The organism is Nonomuraea sp. NPDC049714, from assembly GCF_044465295.1.
Taxonomy (GTDB): Bacteria; Actinomycetota; Actinomycetes; order Streptosporangiales; family Streptosporangiaceae; genus Nonomuraea.
This window is the reverse complement of record NZ_JBITLM010000022.1, coordinates 85416-109815: the sequence shown is the minus strand read 5'-3', so window position 1 is coordinate 109815 and position 24400 is coordinate 85416. Positions and strand designations below refer to the sequence as shown.

The following is a 24400-nucleotide window of genomic DNA, read 5'->3' as shown; positions in this document are numbered from 1 at the left end:
GACGCGCGCCGTAACGGGCACACGGTGCTGGCGATGGTGGCCGGTAGTGCCATCAACCAGGACGGCGCGTCCAACGGGCTCTCAGCCCCGAACGGACCCTCGCAGCAACGCGTGATCCGTGCCGCTTTGACCAATGCGGGGCTCCAGCCAGGTGACGTCGATGCGGTCGAGGGGCACGGCACCGGCACCCGGCTGGGTGACCCGATCGAGGCCCAGGCAATCCTGGTCACCTACGGGCAGGACCGCCCGGAAGGACGGCCGTTGTGGCTGGGGTCGGTGAAGTCGAACATCGGGCACGCGCAGCAGGCGGCGGGGGCGGCCGGGGTCATCAAGATGGTCCTCGCCCTGCGGAACGGCATGCTCCCGGCCACCCTGCACGCTGACGTTCCCTCTCCGCACGTTGACTGGACCGCCGGTGACGTCCGGCTGCTCACCGAACCCGTGGCGTGGAAGACCAACGGCCGTCCCCGCCGGACCGGAGTGTCGGCCTTCGGGATCAGCGGCACCAATGCCCACCTCATCCTCGAAGAGCCCCCGGCCGAGCTGGAGCAGAGTGAGTCTGGTCCGGTTCGGGAGTCGCCGTCTGTGTTGACCGGTGGGGCGACGTCGTGGTTGGTGTCGGCGCAGTCGGTGGCTGGTCTGCGGGCGCAGGCGTCCCGGTTGGTGGGGTACGTGTCGGGGCGGCCGGGGCTTGATCCGGTTGATGTGGGGTGGTCGTTGGCGACGACGCGGTCGGTGTTCGAGCATCGGGCTGTGGTCACCGGTGACAACTCTGGTGATCTGGTGGCGGGGTTGTCGGCCTTGGTGGCTGGGCGGCCGGCCTCGGCTGTGGTGAGTGGTGCGGGTGGTGTCACCGGTCCGGTGGTGTTCGTGTTCCCGGGTCAGGGGTCGCAGTGGGTCGGCATGGGGCGGGAGTTGGCTGAGGCCAGTCCGGTGTTCGCGGCTCGGCTGGTGGAGTGTGGTCGGGCTCTGGCTCCTTACGTGGACTGGTCTCTGGATGACGTCCTGGCTGGTCGGGAGGGTGCTCCGGGGTTTGACCGGGTGGATGTGGTTCAGCCGGTGTTGTGGGCGGTGATGGTGTCGCTGGCTGCGGTGTGGCAGGCGGCTGGGGTGGAGCCGGATGCGGTGGTGGGGCATTCGCAGGGTGAGATCGCCGCAGCGGTGGTCGCCGGGATCCTGTCGCTGGACGATGCCGCGAAGGTGGTGGCGCTGCGGAGTCAGACATTGATCGCCCTGTCGGGCCGGGGTGGGATGCTGTCGATCGCCGAATCCGCGGATGCGGTCGAGGCGCGGGTGGCGTCGTTGGACGGGCGTGCCTCGGTGGCTGCGGTCAATGGGCCAGCTGCCACGGTTGTCTCCGGTGACCTTGAGGCCTTGGCCGAACTGCTCGCCGACTGTGAGCGGGATGGTGTCCGGGCGCGGATGTTGCCGGTGGATTATGCCTCGCACGGCCCGCAGGTGGATGCGTTGCGTGAGGAGATTCTCGGGCTGCTGGCCGGGGTCGCTCCGCAGGCGGGCCGGATTCCGATGGTGTCGGCGATGACCGGTGAGTTTCTGACCGGTCCCGAACTGGACGCCGGGTACTGGTACGCGAGCCTGCGGGCGGCTGTCCGGTTCTCCCGGGCGGTGGAAGTGCTGGGCGAGTACGGGGTGTTCATCGAGACCTCCGCGCATCCGGTGTTGACTGCGGCGATCATCGACACGCTGGAAAGCCTCGCCTCCGACGATGGGTCCCGGCAGGTTCCGGTGGTGTGTGGGACGTTGCGTCGGGATGACGGTGGCCCGGCGCGGTTGCTGGCTTCCCTGGCCGAGGTGCATGTTCAGGGCGTTCCGGTGGATTGGGCGGCGGTGCTGCCGATGGGGGAGCGGGTCGCGTTGCCGACCTACGCCTTCCAGCGGCAGCGGTACTGGCCCAAGCCGACCCCAGCCTCGACCGGGACGAGCGTCGTCCCGGCGGCCGAGAGCGCATTCTGGGCCGCCGTCGAGAACGGCGACCTGGACAGCCTTTCGCAGGCACTGGCCGTGGACGGGCAGCGACTGCAGGAGGTACTGCCCGCGCTGGCCTCCTGGCGGCAGCGTGAACGGGGTGAGTCCGCGGTCGCCGATTGGCGCTACCGCATCACCTGGACCCCGCTCACCGAACCCGCCCCCGCGACCCTGTCCGGCACCTGGCTCCTGGTCGCCCCCACCGGCCAGACCGGCACCGACCTGACCACCTCCGCCGTTCAGGCTCTGACGGATCGCGGTGCCCGAGTGCTGGTCACTGAGATCGCTCCTGGTGAGCTGGATCGGGAGTCTCTGGGTGCCCGTATCACTCAGACATTGGGCGAGCTCGGTGATTCGCCGGTGGCTGGCATTGTGTCCCTGCTGGCCGTGGACGATTCGCCCCTGGATGAGTCGCCTGTTGTGACCAGAGGGCTCGCCCGGACGATGGGGCTGGTCCAGGCGCTGGGTGACGTCGGGATCGACGCGCCGCTGTGGATGTTGACGTCGGGCGCGATGGCGGCCGTCACCGGTGAGATACCCGTCAGTCCGGTGCCCGCACAGTCGTGGGCGTTCGGCCGGGTCGCCGCTCTGGAGCATCCGGATCGGTGGGGTGGTCTGATCGACCTGCCTCCGGTGTGGGACGCGCGCACGGCCGATCGGCTGTGCGCGGTCCTGGCCGGGTGCGGTGAGGACCAGGTCGCCATCCGCTCGGCAGGGGTGCTGGGGCGGCGGCTGGTCCGTGCGAACCGCCTGACCCGCTCGGCGCCTGAGTGGAAGCCCGGCGGCAGTGTGCTGGTGACCGGCGGTACCGGTGGCGTCGGCGGGCATGTGGCTCGCTGGCTGACCGGGCGGGACGCGTCGCGGATCGTGTTGTCCAGCCGTTCCGGTCCGGCCGCGTCCGGTGCGGCGACGCTGGCCGCTGAGCTGGCCACCGCCGGCAGTGACGTGGCCGTTCTCGCCGGTGATGTCGGTGACCGTTCTCAGACGGCCGGTCTGCTGAGCTGGATCGACACGCACGGTCTCGCGCTGAGCTCGATCATGCACGCGGCCGGCGCTGGACTGGGTGGCCGGCTCGAAGCCATGGTGACGGCGGATCTGGCCGAATCGTTGCAGGCCAAGGCCGGTGGCGCGAGCTATCTGGACGAGTTGACGGCGGACAGGGACCTGGACGCGTTCGTGGCGTTCTCCTCCGGTGCGGCGACCTGGGGCAGCGCCCGGCTGGCCGGTTACGCGGCCGCCAACGCCGCCCTCGACGCCCTGGTGGAGGATCGCCGCAGCCGGGGCCTGTCCGGGACGTCGGTGGCCTGGGGGCTGTGGGGCGGTGGCGGGATGGGCGACGGCCCGGCCGGTGAGATGCTCCAGCGTCTCGGAGTACGGGAGATGGACGCCGGTCTGGCCGTCGGCGCGCTGGCGGCTGTCCTGGACGCCGGGGAAAGTCTGGTCGCGGTCTCGGACATCGACTGGGACCGGTTCGCCACCATTTTCACCGTCCAACGGCCCAGCCCTCTGCTGGCCGACCTGCCCGACGCCCAGCAGGCACTCGGCGACTCCACCACGCCCGACGACGGCGCGGAGCCGGACGGGACGGCCCTGGGCCGGCGGCTGGAGGGGCTCAGCCGGCCCGAGCAGGACCGGATCCTCACCGACCTGGTCCGGGCGGAGGCCGCCGCCGTCCTCGGGCACGCCTCGGCGGAGGCCGTGCCTGCCGGGCGGGCGTTCAAGGACCTCGGCTTCGACTCCCTCACCGCCGTCGACCTGCGCACCCGGCTCAACACGGCCACCGGGCTGAAACTGCCCGCCACGCTCGTCTTCGACTATCCGACGCCTACCGTCCTGGCCGACTTCATCCGGTCCAAGGCCGTCAACGAACAGACCGACTACGCCTTCGCGGTGGCGGAACTCAAGAAACTGCAGGCCGTCCTCTCCAGGATCTCCTGGAACAGCGAGGAGCGCTTCGACATCACGTCCCGGCTCGAATCGATCGGCCAGGAGCTGCGCGCCCAGCACGACGGCGACGACCAGGGGACCGATCAAGAGCTTGAGTCGGCAACCGACGACGAGATGTTCGACTTCGTGGAAAAAGAGCTCCGCGCTGCCGACTTCGATTGATCCACAAGACTTCTTAGGGGTAGGTCAACATGGCTGCGGTTGAGAACGAGGGCAAGCTTCGTGATTACCTCAAGCAGGTAACCACCACGTTGCGTCGGACCCGCAAGAGGCTTCGCGACCGTGACCGCGAGCCGATCGCGATCGTCGGGATGGGCTGCCGGTTCCCGGGCGGCGTCCGCGAGCCGGAGGACTTCTGGAACCTGTTGTCCGCCGGGGCCGACGCGATCTCCGGATTCCCGTCGGACCGGGGCTGGGACCCCGAAGGTCTCTACGCCGGGGCGGGCGACGAGGCGTCGACCACGCGCGTGGGTGGTTTCCTGTACGACGCGGCGGATTTCGATCCGGGGTTCTTCGGGATCAGCCCGCGTGAGGCGATCACGATGGATCCGCAGCAGCGGCTGCTGCTGGAGACGGCCTGGGAAGCGGTCGAGCGGGCGGGCATCGACCCGGCGTCTTTGAAGGGCACCCAGATCGGGGTCTTCGCCGGTGCCGGCTTCGGCGCCTATGGCCACGGGCTGGCCGAAGAAGGCGGCTCCGAGGGCTATCTGATGATCGGCAGCCTGACGTCGGTGATCTCGGGGCGGGTGTCGTACACGCTGGGGTTGGAAGGTCCGGCGGTGACGGTGGACACGGCGTGTTCGTCGTCCCTGGTCGCGTTGCATCTGGCGTGTCAGGCGCTGCGTTCGCGTGAGTGCTCGATGGCGCTGGCCGGTGGGGTGGCGGTCATGTCCACTCCGTCCGCGTTCGCCGAGTTCTCCCGTCAGCAGGGGCTGGCCTTCGACGGTCGGTGCAAGGCGTTCGCGGCCGACGCGGACGGGATCGGCTGGGGTGAGGGCGCCGGGATGCTCTTCCTGGAGAGGCTCTCGGACGCGCGACGGAAGGGTCATCGGGTGCTGGCCGTCATCGCCGGTAGCGCGATGAACCAGGACGGCGCCAGCAACGGGCTGACCGCGCCGAACGGCCCGTCGCAGCAGCGAGTGATCCGTACCGCGCTGGCGAACGCCGGGCTGCGGGCCGATCAGGTCGACGCGGTGGAGGCGCATGGCACCGGCACGGTGCTGGGTGACCCGATCGAGGCCCAGGCGCTGCTCGCCACCTACGGGCAGGACCGCGAGGACGACCGCCCGCTCTGGCTGGGGTCGGTGAAGTCGAACATCGGGCACACGCAGACCGCGGCCGGGGTGGCCGGGGTCATCAAGATGGTCCTCGCTCTGCAGCACCAGGAGCTGCCGCGTACTTTGCACGCCGAGGAGCCCAGTCCGCACGTGGACTGGACCGCCGGCGACGTCCGGCTGCTCACCGAGCCGGTCGCGTGGCCGGCGAACGGCCGTCCCCGGCGGGCCGGGGTGTCGGCGTTCGGGGTCAGCGGCACCAACGTGCACGCCATCATCGAAGAAGCACCGCCGGTGACGGACGTGGACGCCGATCCCGACGACCCGGAGCCCGAGGACGCCGGCCAGGAGAAGCCGGGTCTGCCGGTGCTGACCGGATCGGTGCCGGCCTGGCTGGTGTCGGGCCGGAGCATGGCCGGGCTGGCCGCGCAGTCCGGTCGGCTGGGCGAGTTCGTCCTGGCCCGTCCCGATCTGGACGTCGCCGGGGTGGCCTGGTCGCTGATCTCCACCCGGTCGGTCTTCGAGCACCGGGCGGTGATCCTGGGCCAGGACCGCAGTGAGCTGCTGTCCGGACTGTCGGCGGTGGCCGCCGGTCAGCCGGCCGCCGGGGCCGTCACCGGGGTGGTTCCGGCCGGGGGCGGTCAGGGCCGGGTGGTGTTCGTCTTCCCGGGTCAGGGGTCGCAGTGGGTGGGGATGGGCCGGGAGCTGGCCGAGGCCAGCCCGGTGTTCGCCGCCCGGCTGGCCGAGTGTGAGCAGGCTCTGGCCCCGTACGTGAACTGGTCCTTGGGAGATGTCCTCGCCGGTCGTGAAGGCGCGCCCGGTTTCGACCGGGTCGACGTCGTCCAGCCGGTGCTCTGGGCGGTGATGGTGTCGCTGGCTGCGGTGTGGCAGGCCGCTGGGGTGGAGCCGGATGCCGTGGTCGGGCATTCGCAGGGTGAGATCGCCGCAGCGGTGGTCGCCGGGTTCCTGTCGCTGGAGGACGCTGCCAAGATCGTGGCGTTGCGCAGCCGGGCGCTGATCGCGCTGTCCGGGCGCGGTGGCATGCTCTCGATCGCCGAGTCCGCCGCCGCGGTGGAGGCGCGGGTGGCGCCGTGGGACGGCCGGGCGTCGGTGGCGGCCGTGAACGGCCCGGCCGCCACGGTGGTGTCCGGCGATCCAGAGGCTCTGCGCACGCTGCTCGCGGACTGCGAGCGTGACGGGGTCCGAGCCAGGATCCTGCCGGTGGACTACGCCTCGCACGGCCCGCAGGTGGATGAGCTGCGCGAGGAGATCCTGAACCTCCTGGACGGCGTCGCCCCGCAGCCTGGTCGGGTGCCGATGGTGTCGGCGATGACCGGGGAACTCCTGGAAGGCCCGGAGATGGACGCCGGCTACTGGTACGCCAGCCTGCGGGCGACTGTCCAGTTCAGCCGGGCGATCGAAGCGCTGGACCGGACGGGCCACGGGGTGTACGTCGAGGTCTCCGCGCATCCGGTGTTGACGGCGTCGATCGCCGGCACGCTCGAGGAGCTCGCGAACCCCGAGGAGACCGAACGTCTCTCCCGGCCGGCGCCGATCGTGACCGGGACCTTGCGCCGCGACGACGGCGGCCCGGCCCGGCTGCTGGCCTCGCTGGCCGAGGCGCACGTACGCGGCGTGCCCGTGGACTGGACCACCGTCGTGCCGGCGGCGCCGTGGGTGGAACTGCCGACGTACGCCTTCCAGCGGCAGCGGTACTGGCCCAAGCCCGTCCCGGCCCCGGTCGCCGTCAGCGGTGGCGGCGGGACCGCGGCCGAGGCCCGGTTCTGGTCGGCGGTCGAGGCCGGTGACCTGGACGGCCTGTCCCAGGCGCTCTCGGTGGACGGGACGACCCTGGGCGAGCTGGTGCCGGCCCTGGCGTCGTGGCGGCGGCGGGAGCGGGACGAGTCGCTGACCGCGGACTGGCGGTATCGGATCTCCTGGGTGCCGGTTCGTGACCCGGCCCCGGTGGCGTTGTCCGGGACCTGGCTGGTCGTGGTCCCGTCCGCACTGGCGGGCGGCGATCTCGTGTCCGCCTGCGCGCGGGCGCTGAGCGAGCGCGGGGCCCGGGTGCTGTTCGCCGAGGTCGCCCCCGGCGAGGTGACCCGGTCGGGCCTGGCCGCGACGATCAGCGGAACCCTCGCCCCGGTGACGGACGACGGCGGGCCTGCGGGGGTGCTCTCCCTGCTGGGACTGGACGAGTCGCCGTTGGCCGACCGGCCCGTGGTGCCGTCCGGCGTGGCCGGGACGCTGGGCCTGCTGCAGGCGCTCGGCGATGCCGGGACGACCGCGCCGCTGTGGGTGCTGACCCAGGGGGCCGTCACGACCGGCGACTGCGATGTCCTGACCAGCCCGATCCAAGCCCAGGTGTGGGGTTTGGGCCGGACGGCCGGGGTGGAGCATCCGGACCGGTGGGGTGGCCTGATCGACCTGCCACCCGTCCTGGACGACCGGGCCGCGGCGCGGCTCACCGGGGTGCTGGCCGGCAAGAGCGAGGACCAGGCCGCGATCCGGGCCGGTGGGATTTCGGCCCGCCGCCTGGTCCGGGCCGCCCCCCGCCGCAACGGCGACGGCGCGTGGGCGCCGCGCGGAACGATCCTGCTCACCGGGGCCAGCGGCGCGATCGGCCCCGATCTGGCCGCCTGGCTGACCGATGCGGGGGTCGAGCACGCGGTGCTGACCAGTCGCCGGGGGCCGGGGACGCCCGGTGCGGGGGTGCTCGCCGCCTTCTTGGCGGAGGCTGGTTCGGCGGTCACGATGGTCGCCTGTGACGTGGTGGATCGGGATGCGCTGGCCGGTTTGCTGGCGTGGATACCGACGGTCGCCTCGCCGTTGTCGGCGGTGATTCACGCGGCGGTGGCGGTGGAGCTGATGGCCCTCGACCAGGCCGATGTGGACCAGCTGGCGCTGGCTTTGAGCGCGAAGGTCGCGGGTGCGACTCATCTGGACGAGCTCACCGCCGACCTCGATCTGGATGCCTTCGTCCTGTTCTCCTCCATCACTGCGACGTGGGGGGTGGGGGAGCACGGTACGTACGCCGCCGCGAACGCTCACCTGGACGCGCTGGCGGAGAACCGGCGTGCCCGTGGGTTGCCGGCGACGTCGGTGGCGTGGGGGGTCTGGAGCTCCGGCGGCCGCTTCGACGACTCGGCGAACGCCGCCCAGGACCCGGCCGAGCCGGCCCGGCCGCAGAGCCTGGTCCCGGACCGGTTGCGGCGCCAGGGGCTGCGGTTGCTGGATCCGGAGCGGGCGTTGACGGTGCTGGGGCAGGTGCTCGCCGATGACGAGACCGTGTTGTCGGTGGCGGATGTGGACTGGCCGAGGTTCTCGGCGGTGTTCAACGCGGTGCGGTCGTGGCCGCTGCTGGAGGAGATCCCCGAGGCCCGTCAGGTCGACTCCGGTGCCACCGTCGTCGCCTCGGGTGAGGCCGCGGCGCTGCTGGCACGCCTGGCCGGAGTATCGGCCGGTCAGCGGGAACGGATCGTCACCGACCTGGTCGGCGGCCACGCGGCAGCGGTCCTCGGCCATGCCCCGGGCGAGGCGGTGGAGGCCAACCGGGCCTTCCGGGAGATGGGCTTCGACTCCCTGACCGCGGTCGAGCTGCGCGGCCGGCTGAACCAGGCCACCGGGCTGCAACTGCCTTCCACAGTGGTGTTCGACTATCCGTCCCCGGTGATGCTGGCCCGGCAGATCGTGACCCAGCTGATGGGCACGCAGCAGCTGATGACGGCCGGATCGCGGGTCACCCCCGTCTCGGTCACCGATCCGGTGGTGATCGTCGGGATGGGCTGCCGGTATCCCGGCGGCGTGGACAGCCCGGAAGCGATGTGGAAGCTGCTGGCGAGCGGTGGGGACGCGATCGGCGGCTTCCCCGCTGACCGGGGGTGGGACATCGCGGGGCTGCTCGACGCCGTGCCCGGCTCGGCCCTGGGGTCGGTGACCCGTGAGGGTGGTTTCGTCGCCGGTGCGGCGGACTTCGACCCGGCGTTCTTCCGGATCAGCCCGCGTGAGGCGTTGGCGATGGACCCGCAGCAGCGCCTCCTGCTCGAAACGGCCTGGGAAGCGTTGGAGCGCACCGGGCTCGACCCGATGTCCCTGCGCGGCTCGCTGACCGGCGTCTTCGCCGGCGCGGCCTCGTCCGGGTACGCCGGGCAGACCGGCTACGGCGCCGACCTCGACGGCGCGGAAGGGCACCTGATCACGGGCAATGTGACGAGTGTGATCTCGGGTCGGATCTCGTACACGCTCGGTCTTGAGGGTCCGGCGGTGACGGTGGACACGGCTTGTTCGTCGGCTTTGGTGTCGTTGCATCTGGCGGCGCAGGCGTTGCGGGCGGGTGAGTGTGATCTGGCTTTGGCCGGTGGTGTGATGGTGATCGCGGATCCGGCTGAGTTCATCGGTTTCTCGCAGCAGGGGGCGCTGGCTCTGGACGGCCGGTGCAAGGCGTTCTCGGCTGAGGCCGATGGGATGGGGCTGTCCGAGGGCGCGGGCATGATCGTGCTGGAACGGTTGTCGGACGCTCGCCGTAACGGGCACACGGTGCTGGCCGTCGTGGCCGGCAGTGCCATCAACCAGGACGGCGCGTCCAACGGGCTGACCGCCCCCAACGGACCCTCGCAGCAGCGGGTGATCCGCGCCGCACTCGCCAGCGCCGGCCTCGGCACCGCCGACGTGGACGCGGTCGAGGCGCACGGCACCGGCACCCGGCTCGGGGACCCGATCGAGGCCCAGGCGCTGCTGGCCACCTACGGGCAGGACCGCCCCGAGGGACGGCCGCTGTGGCTGGGCACGGTGAAATCCAACATCGGGCACGCCCAGCAGGCCTCCGGCGCGGCCGGGATCATCAAGATGGTCCTAGCCCTGCGGAACGGCCTGCTCCCGGCCACCCTGCACGCGGACGAGGCGACGCCGGAGGTCGACTGGACCGCCGGTGACGTCCGGTTGCTGACCGAGCCGGTGGACTGGACGGCGGGCGATCGACCCCGCCGGGCCGGCGTCTCGGCCTTCGGGATCAGCGGCACCAACGTTCACGTCATCCTCGAAGAGGCACCGGCCGCGAGCGGTGTTGAGGAAGGTGCACCTGCACGGGCCGGGTTCGAGGAAGGAGCACCTGCACGGGCCGAGTTCGAGGACGGGGCACCTGCACGGGCCGGGGTTGAGGACGGGGAGCCTGTACGGGCCGGGGTCGGGGAGAAAGTACCTGCACTGGCAGGAGTGGGCGATGGATCGGCCCACGCCGGGCCCGCGCCGGCGCTGTCGGGTACCCCGGCCTGGCTGGTGTCCGCTCAGACCGCGTCCGGTCTCGTCGAGCAGGCCCGGCGGCTGGCCGATCACCTCGCGGACCGGCCGGACCTCGACGCCGTCGACGTCGGCTGGTCGCTGGCGACCACCCGGTCCCTGTTCGAGCACCGTGCCGTCATCACCGGCGCCGGCCGGGACGAACTGGTGGCCGGACTCGGCGCGCTGGCGGCCGACGAGCCCGCCGCCGGGGTCGTCACCGGGGTCGTCACCGGGGTGGCCGGCGGCACCGGCCCGGTCGTGTTCGTGTTCCCGGGACAGGGATCCCAGTGGGTCGGGATGGGCCGGGAGCTGGCCGAGGCCAGCCCGGTGTTCGCGGCCCGGCTGGCCGAGTGCGGTCGGGCGCTGGCCCCGTACGTGGACTGGTCGCTGGACGATGTGCTGCACGGCCGGGAGGGTGCGCCGGGCCTGGACCGGGTCGACGTGGTCCAGCCCGCGCTGTGGGCCGTGATGGTCTCGCTGGCCGAGTTCTGGCAGGCGGCCGGGGTGACCCCGGACGTGGTGCTGGGGCACTCGCAGGGGGAGATCGCGGCGGCCGTGGTGGCCGGGATCCTGTCGCTGGAGGACGCCGGCAAGGTGGTGGCGCTGCGCAGCCGGGCCCTGACCGCCTTGTCCGGGCACGGCGGCATGCTGTCCCTCGCCGAATCGGCCGAGGCGGTGTCGGCCCGGATCGCGTCCTGGGACGGGCGGCTCTCCGTCGCGGCCGTGAACGGCCCCGCGGCGACGGTCGTCTCGGGCCGGCCGGAGGCCCTGGCCGCGCTGCTCGCCGCCGCTGAGCGGGACGGCGTCCGGGCGCGGATGCTGCCGGTGGACTACGCCTCGCACGGGCCGCAGGTGGATGCCATCCGCGACGAGGTGCTGAGCCTGCTGGCGACGGTCACGCCGCGGCCCGGCCTCATCCCCATGGTGTCGGCGATGACCGGTGAGTTCCTGACCGGCCCCGAGCTGGACGCCGGCTACTGGTACGCGAGCCTGCGGGCGCCCGTGGAGTTCGCCCGCGCCACCGAGGTGCTGGGCCGGGCCGGATACGGGGTGTTCATCGAAACCTCCGCCCACCCGGTCCTGACCGCCGCCGTCACCGACACCTTCGAAGATCTCCGGCACAGGTCCGAGACCGACGAGGGATCGGGACCCGTGCGGGAGCCGGTCGTCACCGGCACCCTCCGGCGGGACGATGGCGGACCCGTCCGGGCGCTGACCTCGCTGGCCCTGGTGCACGGCCACGGCGTCTTCGTGGACTGGACCGCGGTGCTGCCGGCGGGCAGGCGGATCGACCTGCCGACGTACGCGTTCCAGCGGCAGCGGTACTGGCCCAAGCCGGCCACGGCCCCGACCGCGACGAGCGTCGTACCGGCGGCCGAGAGCGCGTTCTGGGCCGCCGTCGAGGGCAGCGACCTGGACGGCCTGGCGCAGACGCTGGCCGTCGACGGGCGGCGGCTGGGCGAGATACTGCCCGCGCTGGCCGCCTGGCGGCACCGCGAACGCGGAGAATCGACGGCCGCCGACTGGCGTTACCGGATCACCTGGGCCCCGGTCACGGCGCCCGGCTCCGCGACCCTGTCCGGCACCTGGCTGCTGGTCGTCCCGGCCGGTGAGACGGGCACGGACCAGACCGAGCGATGCGTACAGGCTCTGACCGGCCACGGCGCCCAGGTGCTCCTCGCCGAGATCGCCCCGGACGAGACCGACCGGCAGGCGCTGGCCGGCCGGATCAGCGAGACCCTCCACGCGGATCGCGGCCCGGATCGCGGCCCGGTGGTGGCCGGAGTGGTGTCGCTGCTGGCGCTGGACGAGTCGCCGATGGCGCGGTGGCCGGTGGTCGCGACCGGGCTCGCCGGGACGATGGGGCTGGTCCAGGCGCTGGGTGACGCCGGGATCGGCGCGCCGCTGTGGGTGCTGACGTCCGGTGCGGTCGCCGCGGGCGCCGGTGAGGTGCCGACCGGCCCGGTCCAGGCACAGACGTGGGCGTTCGGCCGGGTCGCCGGGCTGGAACATCCGGACCGGTGGGGCGGACTGATCGACCTGCCCCGGACATGGGACGCGCGGGCGGCGGGACGGCTGGCCGCGGTCCTGGCCGGGGGCGGTGAGGACCAGGTCGCCATCCGGGCCGGGGGAGTGCTGGGCAGACGTTTGATGCGCGCGTCCCGGCCGCGTCCCGGTGACCGCTGGCAGCCGGGCGGCAGTGTCCTGGTGACCGGCGGTACCGGCGGCGTCGGCGGGCACGTGGCCCGCTGGCTGACCGGGCGCGGCGCCACCCGGCTGGTGCTGTCCAGCCGCTCCGGTCCGGCCGCGGCCGGGACGCCGGCCCTGGCCGCCGAGCTGGCCGCCGCCGGGACGGCCGTGGCCGTCGTCGCCGGTGACGTCGGCGAGCGCTCGCAGGTCACCGGCCTGGTGAACTGGATCGGCGCCACCGGCCCACGGCTGAGCTCGGTCATGCATGCCGCCGGGGCCGGGCTGGGCGGCCCGATCGACGACATGACGGCGTCGGATCTGGCGGAGGTGTCGCAGGCGAAGGCCGGTGGCGCCGGATACCTGGACGAGGCCACCGACGGCCTCGATCTGGACGCGTTCGTGGTGTTCTCGTCCGGGGCGGCGGCCTGGGGCAGCGGCCGGCTGGCCGGGTACGCGGCGGCGAACGCGGCGCTGGACGCCCTCGTCGAGGACCGTCGCGGGCGCGGACTCGCCGGGACGTCCGTCGCCTGGGGGCTGTGGGGCGGCGGCGGCATGGGCGACGGCCCGGCCGGAGAGGTCCTGCAGCGCCTCGGCGTGCGGGAGATGGACCCGGAGCCGGCGATCGCCGCACTGGCCGGAGCGCTCGACGCCGGCGAAGCCCTGGTGGCGGTCTCGGACATCGACTGGGACCGGTTCGCCCCGGTGTTCACCGTGCAGCGGCCCAGCCCGTTGCTGGCCGATCTGCCGGACGCCCAGCGGGCGCTCAACGGCCTCATGGCCGCCGACGACGGCGCGAAGGAGGCCGGGACGGCGCTGGGACAGCGGCTGCTCGGCCTGAACCGGCCGGAGCAGGACCGGATCCTCACCGACCTGGTCCGGGCGGAGGCCGCCGCCGTCCTCGGGCACGCGTCCGCGGAGGCCGTGCCTGCCGGGCGGGCGTTCAAGGACCTCGGCTTCGACTCCCTCACCGCCGTCGACCTGCGCACCCGGCTGAACACGGCCACCGGCCTGAAACTCCCGGCCACGCTCGTCTTCGACCACCCCACCCCCACCGCGGTCGTCCAGCTCCTGCGCGCCGAGCTGCTCGGCGCCGGCACCGCATCCACGCCGACGACGCACACGGCCGTGGATCCGGGCGAGCCGATCGCCATCGTCGGCATCGGCTGCCGTTTCCCCGGCGGTGCCGCCACCCCCGAGAGCTTCTGGGAGCTGCTGGCCACCGACACGGACGCAGTCTCCGGCTTCCCCGCCGACCGCGGCTGGGACGTCGAACGTCTCTACGGCGACGGTACGTCCACCACCCGGCAGGGCGGATTCGTCTATGACGCCTCCGGTTTCGACGCCGGGTTCTTCGGCATCAGCCCGCGTGAGGCGCTGGCCATGGACCCCCAGCAGCGCCTGCTGCTGGAGACCACCTGGGAAGCGCTGGAACGCGCGGGCATCGACCCCGTGTCACTGCGGGGCAGCCAGACCGGCGTCTTCGCCGGAGCCACCTATTCGGCCTACGGCGCCGGGCTGGCCGAAAGCGGCGGCTCCGAGGGCTACATGCTCACCGGGAACGCGACCAGCGTGATCTCCGGGCGGATCTCGTACACGCTCGGTCTTGAAGGTCCGGCGGTGACGGTGGACACGGCCTGCTCGTCCTCCCTGGTCGCGCTGCACCTGGCCGGCCAGGCGCTGCGCGCCGGAGAATGCTCGCTCGCCCTGGCCGGCGGCGTCACCGTGATGGCGACCCCCGGAGCGTTCGCCGAATTCGCCCGCCAGCAGGGGCTGGCCGCGAACGGCCGGTGCAAGTCCTTCGGCGCGGACGCCGACGGCACCGGCTGGGGTGAAGGCGCGGGCGTCCTGGTGCTGGAACGGCTCTCGGACGCTCGCCGTCACGGGCACCAGGTCCTGGCCGTCATCCGTGGCAGCGCGGTGAACCAGGACGGCGCCTCGAACGGACTCACCGCCCCCAACGGGCCCTCCCAGCAGCGGGTGATCCGGGCCGCCCTGGCCGCCGCCGGCCTGGCCGCCTCGGACGTGGACGCGGTCGAGGCACACGGCACCGGCACGGTACTCGGTGACCCGATCGAGGCCCAGGCCCTGCTGGCCACCTACGGTCAGGACCGGCCCGAGAACCGGCCGCTCTGGCTCGGCTCGGTGAAGTCGAACATCGGCCACACCCAGGCCGCCGCCGGGGTCGCGGGCGTGATCAAGATGGTGCTGGCCCTGCGGCACGACGCGCTTCCGGTGACCCTCTTCGCCGACGAGCCGTCCCCGCACGTGGACTGGTCCGCCGGTGACGTGCGCCTGCTGACCGAGCCGGTGGCATGGCCGGCGACCGGCCGCCCCCGGCGCGCGGGCGTGTCGGCGTTCGGGGTCAGCGGCACCAACGCCCACGTGATCCTTGAAGAACCCCCGGCCAACGCCGACGAGGTCACCGGGACCACGCCACGGCGGACGGTTCCGGTGCTGGAGCCGGCCCCGGCCGCGTGGCCGGTGTCCGGTCAGTCGGCCGCCGGCCTGGCCGCCCAGGCCGCACGGCTCGCCGCACACCTCTCCTCCCGCCCCGATCTCGACCCGGTCGACGTCGGCTGGTCGCTGGCCCGTACCCGGTCGGTGTTCGAGCACCGGGCGGTCATCACCGGCGACCTGACCGCCGGGCTGACCGCGGTCGCCGCCGGCACGTCCGCGGCCGGGGTGATCCAGGCCGCGGTCCCCGCCGGTGGCGCCGGCCGGGTGGGCTTCCTCTTCGCCGGGCAGGGGGCCCAGCGCGCCGGGATGGGCCGGGAGCTGTACGCGGCCTCGCCGGTCTTCGCCGAGGCGTTCGATCACGCCTGCGCGCTGCTGGAAGCCGAGCTCGGGCTCCCGCTCCGGGACGTCGTGCTCGGCACCGGCGAGGACGCTCTGGCCACGCAGACCCTGTACGCCCAGACCGGGTTGTTCGCGGTCGAGGTGGGGCTGGTCGCCCTCCTGGCGGCGGCCGGGATCGTCCCTGACGTGGTCGCCGGTCACTCGGTCGGAGAGATCGCCGCCGCGCACGCGGCGGGCGTGCTGACCTTGGCCCAGGCGTGCCGGCTCGTCGCGGCCCGGGCCCGGCTGATGCAGGCCCTACCCGACGGCGGGGCGATGGCGGCGATCGCCGCCACCGAGGCAGAGGTGCTCGCCACGCTGGAAAGCACGTCCGAAGTGTCGATCGCGGCGGTGAACGGCCCCTCGTCGACGGTGATCTCGGGTGCCGCGGCCGCCGTGGACGCGATGGTCGAGGTGTGGCGCGAACGTGGCCGGCGGGTGCGCCGGCTGCGGGTCAGCCACGCCTTCCACTCGGCCCGGATGGACCCGGTGCTGGACGAACTCGGCTCCCTGGCCGCCGGGCTCGAACATGCGCCACCCGCCGTGGCCTGGGTCGGGGCGCTGACCGGTGAGCTGATCACCCGACCGGACGCCGGTTACTGGGCGGACCAGGCACGGCAGCCGGTACGGTTCGCCGACGCGGTGACGACGATGGCCGGACAGGGCGTCACGGTGTTCATCGAGATCGGCCCGGACGGGACGCTGTCGGCCATGGGCCCGGCGGCTCTGCCCGGCGCTTCGGCTGACGCCGCGTTCATCCCGATGTCGCGGGCCGGCGCCGACGCGTCGACGGCCGTACTGACCGCCTTGGCGCGGGCTCACGTCCAGGGAGTCGACCTCGACTGGTCCGCGGTCCTGCCGGCCGGGCGGCAGGTGGACCTGCCCACGTACGCCTTCCAGCATCAGCACTACTGGCCGCGGCCCGCGCCCGTCGCGGTTCGTACGGGTGACGGGACCGAGGCCGAAGCCCGGTTCTGGGCCGCGGTGGAGCACGGTGACCTGGCCGGACTGGCCGGAGCCCTGGACGTCGACGGCGAACGCCCGTTCAGCGAGGTCCTTCCGGCGTTGGCCTCCTGGCGTCAGCGCGACCGGGAGGAGTCGCTCACGGCGGGCTGGCGCTACCGGGTCGCTTGGACACCGGTGTCCGATCCGGCTCCGGCTCCGCTGACCGGAACCTGGCTCGTCGTCTCCACGAACCCGAGCCAGGACATTTCTGACCTTACGTGCGCATGCGAGGGGGAGCCGACCCGTGCGCACGCGGGGCAGTTCACCTGTGCGTGTGCGGGGGAGCTGACCCGGGCCTGCGCCGAGGCGCTGACGAAGGCCGGCGCCCGGGTCGTCGTCGCCGAGGTCGCGCCAGGCGAGGTGGACCAGGCCGCCCTGGCCGCCCGCATTCGCGGGGCCCTGGCCGAGACCCAGAACGACTCCCCGGCGATCTCTGGGGCCAACCTCCAGGAAGACTCCCAGCGCGACTCCCTCGCCGATTCCGAGGGCGACTCCCGAGACGCATCCGGGGGCGACGACGCGGCCGGGACACTGGCTGTGGCCGGGGTGTTGTCACTGCTGGCCACCGACGAGACGCCGCTGAGCGACTCACCGGCCGTCATCGCCGGCCTGGCCGGGACCCTCGGTCTGGTCCAGGCCCTGGCCGACCTGGAGATCCAGGCCCCGCTCTGGGTGGCGACCTCCGGAGCTGTCGCGACCGGCCCGAGCGAGACGCTGACCAGCCCGGCACAGGCCCAGGTCTGGGGCCTGGGCCGCATCGTCGGCCTGGAACACCCCGACCGCTGGGGCGGTCTGATCGACCTGCCACCCGCCCTCGACGAGCGCACCACGGCCCGGCTCGTCGCCGTCCTGACCGGATCCGCTGAGCAGGGCGAAGACCAGATCGCCATCCGCGGCAGCGGAATCCTGGGCCGCCGACTCCTGCCGGCCCCGCAACCACGCGTGAACCCGGCTCCGCAGCCGGCCGGAAACCCCGCATTTCAACGCGGCGGAAACCCGTCCTCGCGACCACGCCGTAACGGAGAGTGGACGTCGGCGGGTAGTGCGCTGATCACCGGTGGCACTGGTGCGATCGGCGGCCGGGTGGCCCAGTGGCTGGCCGGGCGTGGCGTGCCCCGGGTCGTGCTGGTCTCGCGGTCGGGCGCCCGCGCCCCCGGGGCGGCCGAGCGGGCCGCGCGGCTGGCCGCCGCCGGCACCGCCGTCTCGGTGGTCGCCTGCGACACGGCCGACCGGGCGCAGGTGGCCGGACTGCTGGCCTGGGTCGACGGGAGCGGGGCCGCGCTACGGGCCGTCTTCCACGCCTCCGGCGTCGCGCAGGGCGCACCGGTCATCGGCACCACGGTCGCGGATCTGGACACCGCCGCGACCGCCAAGACGGCCGGAGCCGCGCACCTGGACGAGCTCACGGCCGGCCGGGAGCTGGACGCCTTCGTGCTCTTCTCCTCCGGGGCCGCGATCTGGGGCAGCCGCCTGCAGGCGGCCTACGCAGCCGCGAACGCCTACCTGGACGCGCTGGCCGAGAACCGGCTGGCCCGTGGCCTCCCCGCGACCTCGGTGTCCTGGGGCCTGTGGGGCGGCGGCGGGATGGGCGAGGGCGAAGGCGGCGCCCAGCTGCAACGACTGGGCCTGCGGGACATGGACCCCGAGCGTGCCATCGGCGCGCTGGCCACCGTCCTCGACCACGGCGAAGGCCTGGTCACCGTGGCCGACCTGGACTGGGCCGCCTTCGCCCCGGTGTTCACCCTGCACCGGCCCAGCGCGCTGATCAGCGAACTCCCGCAGGTCCGGCTCGCGCTGTCCGAGGCCGCCTCCGACGACGACGGCCGGACCCCGGGCGCCACGACCGAGCTGGGACGGCGACTGCAGGGCCTCGCCCAGGCCGACCAGGACCGGATCCTGACCGATCTGGTCCGGGCCGAGGCGGCGCTCGTCCTCGGGCATCCCTCGCCCGACGCGGTGGAGGCCGGCCGGGCGTTCAAGGATGTCGGCTTCGACTCCCTCACCGCCGTCGAGCTGCGCAACCGGCTGAACACGGCCACCGGCCTGAAGCTCCCCGCCACCCTGGTCTTCGACTACCCCACCCCGGTCACCCTGGCCGAGCATCTGCGGGCCGGCCTGGTCGGCGAACGGACCGGGGCCCTGGTCCCGGTCCAGGCGGCGGCGACGTCCGACGAGCCGATCGCCATCGTCGGCATGAGCTGCCGCCTCCCCGGCGGGTCGGGCACGCTGGAGGACTTCTGGACCCTGCTGACCACAGGCACGGACGCCGTCTCCGGCTTCCCGGCCGACCGCGGCTGGGAGGCCTTCGGCTCCGCCGACGGTGACTCCTCGTTCACCCCGGTCGGCGGATTCGTCTACGACGCGGGCGACTTCGATCCCGCGTTCTTCGGGATCAGCCCGCGTGAGGCGCTCGCGATGGACCCGCAGCAGCGGGTCCTGCTCGAAACGTCCTGGGAGGCCCTGGAACAAGCCGGCATCGACCCCGGATCGCTGCGCGGCACCACGTCCGGTGTGTTCGTCGGCGCCTGGTCGTCCGGCTACGGGATGAGCCTGCAACCGTCCGCCGATGCCGCCGGCACCGAGGGCTACTTCCTCACCGGCAGCGCCACCAGCGTGATCTCCGGGCGGGTGGCGTACACGCTCGGGCTGGAAGGCCCGGCGGTGACCGTGGACACGGCCTGCTCGTCGTCCCTGGTCGCGCTGCACCTGGCCTGCCAGTCGCTGCGTTCGGGGGAGTCGTCGCTGGCCCTCGCGGGTGGGGTGACGGTGATGGCGACCCCCGGGGCGTTCGCCGAGTTCGCCGTGCAGCAGGGACTGGCCGGGGACGGCCGGTGCAAGTCCTTCGGGGCGGGCGCGGACGGCACCGGCTGGGGCGAGGGCGCCGGAGTGCTCGTCGTCGAGCGGCTGTCCGACGCGCGCCGCAACGGTCACCGGGTGCTGGCCGTGGTCCGCGGCAGCGCGGTGAACCAGGACGGCACGTCGAACGGGCTCACCGCGCCGAACGGGCCCTCCCAGCAGCGGGTGATCCGTACCGCCCTGGCCGACGCCCGGCTGACGCCGGCGGACGTCGACGCCGTCGAGGCCCACGGGACCGGCACGGTGCTGGGCGACCCGATCGAGGCGCAGGCCCTGCTGGCCACGTACGGTCAGGACCGGCCCGGCGATCGGCCGCTCTGGCTCGGCTCGGTGAAGTCGAACATCGGTCACACCCAGGCCGCCGCAGGCGTCGCCGGGATCATCAAGATGGTCCTGGCGATGCGGCACGAGGTCCTTCCGGTCACCCTGCACGCGCACGAGCCGTCCCCGCACGTCGACTGGACCTCGGGTGAGGTCCGGCTGTTGAGCGAGCCGGTGCCCTGGCCGGTGAACGGCCGGCCGCGCCGGGCCGGGGTGTCGTCCTTCGGGGTCAGCGGTACGAACGCGCACGTCATCCTGGAGGAACCGCCCGCCGTCGAGGAGGAGCCCACTCCGGAGACGGGCCCGGCCGACGCCGGGCGGCGGGTCCTCACCGGTGGGCCGACCGCATGGGTGGTGTCCGGCAGGACCGCCGCCGGCCTGGCCCGTCAGGCGCACCGGCTGGCCGAGTACGGGCGGGCCCGTCCCGGACCGGAGGGGCACCGGTCGGCCGAGTACGGGCGGGCCCGTACTGGACAGGAAGCCGGTGACGTGGCCGACATCGGCTGGTCGCTGGCCACCACCCGGGCGGCGTTCGAGCACCGGGCCGTGGTCACCGGCACGGGCCCCGGTGACCTGATCGCCGGACTGACCGCGGTGGCGACCGGCGAACCGGCCGCCGGGGTCGTGACCGGGACGGTGCCGGCCGGCGACCGGCGAGCGGTGTTCGTGTTCCCTGGGCAGGGGTCGCAGTGGATGGGGATGGGCCGGGAACTGGCCGAGACCAGCCCGGTGTTCGCGGCGCGGCTGGCCGAGTGCGGTCAGGCGTTGTCGCCGTACGTGGACTGGGTCCTGGCCGACGTCCTGGCGGGCGCCGAGGACGCGCCGGGGCTCGACCGGGTCGACGTGGTGCAGCCCGCGCTGTGGGCCGTCATGGTGTCGCTGGCCGCCGTCTGGCAGGCCGCCGGTGTCGAACCTGACGCGGTGGTCGGGCACTCGCAGGGGGAGATCGCGGCGGCGGTCGTGGCGGGGATCCTCTCCCTGGACGACGCCGCCAAGATCGTGGCCCTGCGCAGTAAGGCGCTGACGGCGCTGTCCGGGCGCGGCGGCATGCTCTCCATCGCCGAACCGGCGGACGCCGTGGAGATCCGCGTGGCGGCCTGGGACGACCGGCTGACGGTCGCGGCGGTCAACGGACCGGACGCCACGGTGGTCTCCGGCGACCCGGACGCCATCGAGCGACTGGCGGCCGAGTGCGAGCGGGACGGCGTCCGGGCCCGGATCCTGCCGGTGGACTACGCCTCGCACGGCCCGCAGGTGGATGAGCTGCGCGAGGAGATCCTGCGGCTGCTGGCGGGGGTCGTCCCGCAGCCGGGTCGGGTGCCGATGATGTCGGCGATGACCGGCGAGCTCCTCGACGGCTCCCAGGCCGGCGCCGGCTACTGGTACGCGAGTCTCCGCGCGCCCGTGCGGTTCTCGGCGGCGATCGAGGCGCTCCGCCGGGCCGGATATCGGGCGTTCATCGAGTCCTCGCCGCACCCGGTGCTGATCGCGGCGATCACCGCCAGCCTTGAGCAGACCGATGACGGCGCCTCCCACCGGACGCCGGTGGTGGCCGGGACGCTCCGCCGCGACGACGGCGGCCCGGCCCGGATCCTGCTGTCCCTGGCCGAGGCGCACGTGCGCGGAGTGGGCGTGAACTGGTCGGCCGTGCTGCCCACCGGCCGCCCGATCGACCTGCCCACGTACGCCTTCGAGCACCAGCGTTACTGGTCCCGGATGTCCCTGGGCGGAGCCGGGGACGTCCGGTCGGCCGGGCTGGGCGCGGTCGGGCATCCGCTGCTGGGCGCGGCGGTCGAACTGGCCGGCGGCGACGGGGTGGTCCTGACCGGCCGGGTGTCCCTGCGCGCACAGCCGTGGCTCGGCGATCACGCCGTCGGCGGCACGGTGTTGCTGCCGGGCACGGCGTTCGTGGAGTTCGCGGTACGGGCCGGCTACGAGGTCGGGTGCGCCCGGATCGTCGAGCTGACCCTGGCCGCGCCGCTGGTCCTGCCGGCCACCGGCGCGGTCCAGGTTCAGGTCATGGTCGGCGCACCGGACGAGGACGGCCAGCGAACCGTCGAGATCTACTCGCGCGCCGACGACGACGTCCCGTGGATGCGGCACGCCGGTGGCCTGCTCGCGCCGGACCGGCCCGCCGACCTGCCCGCACCCGCCGACTTCCTGGTCTGGCCGCCCGAGGACGCCGAACGCGTCGACGTCTCCGGCCTGTACGAGATCCAGGCCGCTGGCGGGTACGGCTACGGTCCGGTCTTCCGCGGCCTGCGCGCGGCCTGGCGGCGTGGCACCGACGTCTTCGCCGAGATCGCCCTGCCCGACGACGCCGCCTCCGACGCCGCCCGGTTCGGCATCCACCCGGCCCTGCTGGACGCGTCCCTGCACGCGGCCGCCCTGCTCGCCGACCCCGGCCCGGCCAATGGTGGATCGGGCGGCGGATCGGGCAGCGAGGGCGGCGTACGGCTGCCCTTCGCCTGGACCGGAGTGTCGCTCCAGGCGGCCGGCGCGGCCACGCTGCGGGTCCGGCTCTCCCGGGACGGCGCCGGCCGCCTCGTCCTGGACGGGGCCGACCCCACCGGACAGCGGGTCGTGTCGGTGGAGTCCCTGGCGATGCGGCCGATCGAGGCCGGAGCCTTGCAGGCCGCCGGGAACGGGCTGCGCGACGCCCTCTTCAGCGTCGAATGGATCCCGGTCAGCGGCCCGGAGGCGGTTCCTGCCGGCCGGTGGGCGCTGGTCGGAGCCGATCCGTTCGGGATCGAGGCAGCCGCCGGCGGCGCGGCGGTGGAGTCCTACCCGGACCTGGCCGCCCTGACCGAGGCGATCGAGGCCGGACTGCCCGCACCGGACCTGGTGCTGGCCGAGATCGGCTCCGAGATCGGCTCCGAGATCGCATCTCAGATCGGCTCCGAGACCGGACCCCAGATCGGCTCCGAGACCGCGACGGCGGGAATCGAGGCGGGCCGCAGCGTCGGCGAGACGTCCCGGCTGATCGCCGGCCAGACGCTGGGCCTGGTCCAGCACTGGCTCACCCTTCCGGCGCTGTCCGAAGCCCGGCTGGCCATCGTGACGCGGGGCGCGATCGCGGCGCGGCCCGGCGAGCCGGTGACCGACCTGGCCGCGTCCTCGGCGTGGGGGCTCATCCGCTCCGCGCAGTCGGAAGAGCCGGGCCGCCTGCTCCTGGTCGACCTTCCTGCGGACGACACCGCGCGAGCCATCGGCCACCTGCCGGCGGCCGTGGCATCCGTGGAGCCGGAACTGGCGATCCGCGAGCGGATCGCCTACGGACGGCGCCTGACCCGCCCGAAGACCCGCCCGGACACGGACCTCGGCGTGGACCCGCAGGAGGGCCGTCCGGTCGGTACCGCGCTGATCACCGGGGGGACCGGCATGCTGGGAGCGCTGGTCTCCCGGCACCTGGCGGCGACCGGGCGGGCCGAGCGGCTGACGCTGCTCAGCCGTTCGGGGCCGGCCGCCGCGGGGGCCGCTCTGCTGGCCGCCGACTGCGCGCAGGCAGGGGTCGGCGTGCGGATCACGGCCGGTGACGCCGCCGACCGTCCCGCTCTGGCCGAGGTGCTCGCCCGGACCGAGGCCCCGCTGACCGCGGTCGTCCACACCGCCGGAGTCCTGGACGACGGCGTGATCGGCTCGCTGACGGCCGAGCGGATCGACGCGGTGATGCGGCCCAAGGCCGACGCCGCCTGGAACCTCCACGCACTGACCCAGGGCCTCGACCTGGACGCCTTCGTCCTCTTCTCGGCGGGAGCCGCGACCTTCGGCGCCCCCGGACAGGGCAACTACGCCGCCGGGAACGCCTTCCTCGACTCCCTGGCCGCCTCTCGTCAGGCGGCCGGGCTGCCCGCGATCTCGCTCGCCTGGGGACTGTGGGCCGACGCCAGCGCGATGACCGGACATCTCAGCGCCGACGACCGGCAGCGGGCCGGTCGCAGCGTGATGACGGAAATCACAGCCGACGACGGTCTGGCTCTGCTGGACCTGGCTCTGACCCGGGACGAGGCGCTGCTGGTTCCGGCTCGGCTGAATGTGGCCGTACTGCGAGGTCAGAGCGCCCGAGGCGAGCAACCGGCCGCAGTCTGGCGCCTCCTGGCCGGAAATCCGCCGCGGTCCGCGTCCGCCGCCGACGGCGCGGAAGCGGGGCGATTGTTGCGGCAGCAGTTGAACGCGCTGGTCGAAACGGACCGCGACCGGATACTACTGAACCTGGTTCGCACACATGCGGCCGCCGTTCTCGGTCATTCCTCGGCGGACGCTGTGGGAGCCGGACGGGCCTTCAAGGAATTGGGTTTCGACTCGCTGACCGCTCTGGAGCTACGGAATCGGTTGAACGCAGCCACTGGGCTGAAATTGCCCGCGACTCTCGCATTCGACTACCCGACGCCGGCCGTTCTCTCCGATTTCATCAAAAAGGAAATCGGATATGAGCAGGTCAGTGCGGGTTCAGCCGCCCTGGATGAAATCAGCAAGCTTGAAAAGCTAGTCAAGGGAGTTCCTTCCGGTGATGGTGCGCGAACTGCTCTGGCCGCGCGGGTGAAAGCTCTGCTGTTCACATTGGAGAGCGATCACGACGCGACGGCCGGCGACGCGGCCGACAACGATCTGAAAGCAGCCACGGCCGAGAACATCTTCGATCTTCTCGACAACGAGCTCGCCGAATAACGAGGGTCAAGGCTGACGCCGGGACGATGTGCGAGGAGCCG

The 24400-nt window shown here is 73.4% G+C and carries 2 protein-coding genes; both read left to right on the top strand.

Annotation, left to right across the window (positions count from 1 at the left end):
- On the top strand, positions 1-4095 hold a 4095-nt coding region (locus tag ACIBQX_RS48290; RefSeq protein ID WP_397017144.1), incomplete at its 5' end, for a type I polyketide synthase.
- Between the two features lie 29 nt (positions 4096-4124).
- Positions 4125-24359 carry a type I polyketide synthase gene (locus tag ACIBQX_RS48285; RefSeq protein ID WP_397017142.1) on the top strand — a complete coding sequence of 6745 codons (20235 nt, stop codon included), beginning with the start codon at positions 4125-4127 and terminating at the stop codon, positions 24357-24359.
- The last annotated feature ends 41 nt before the right edge of the window (positions 24360-24400 follow it).

Excerpts from the sequence above, each read along its gene's own strand:
- ACIBQX_RS48285 (WP_397017142.1), top strand. The coding sequence starts at position 4,125 with ATGGCTGCGGTTGAGAACGAGGGCAAGCTTCGTGATTACCTCAAGCAG.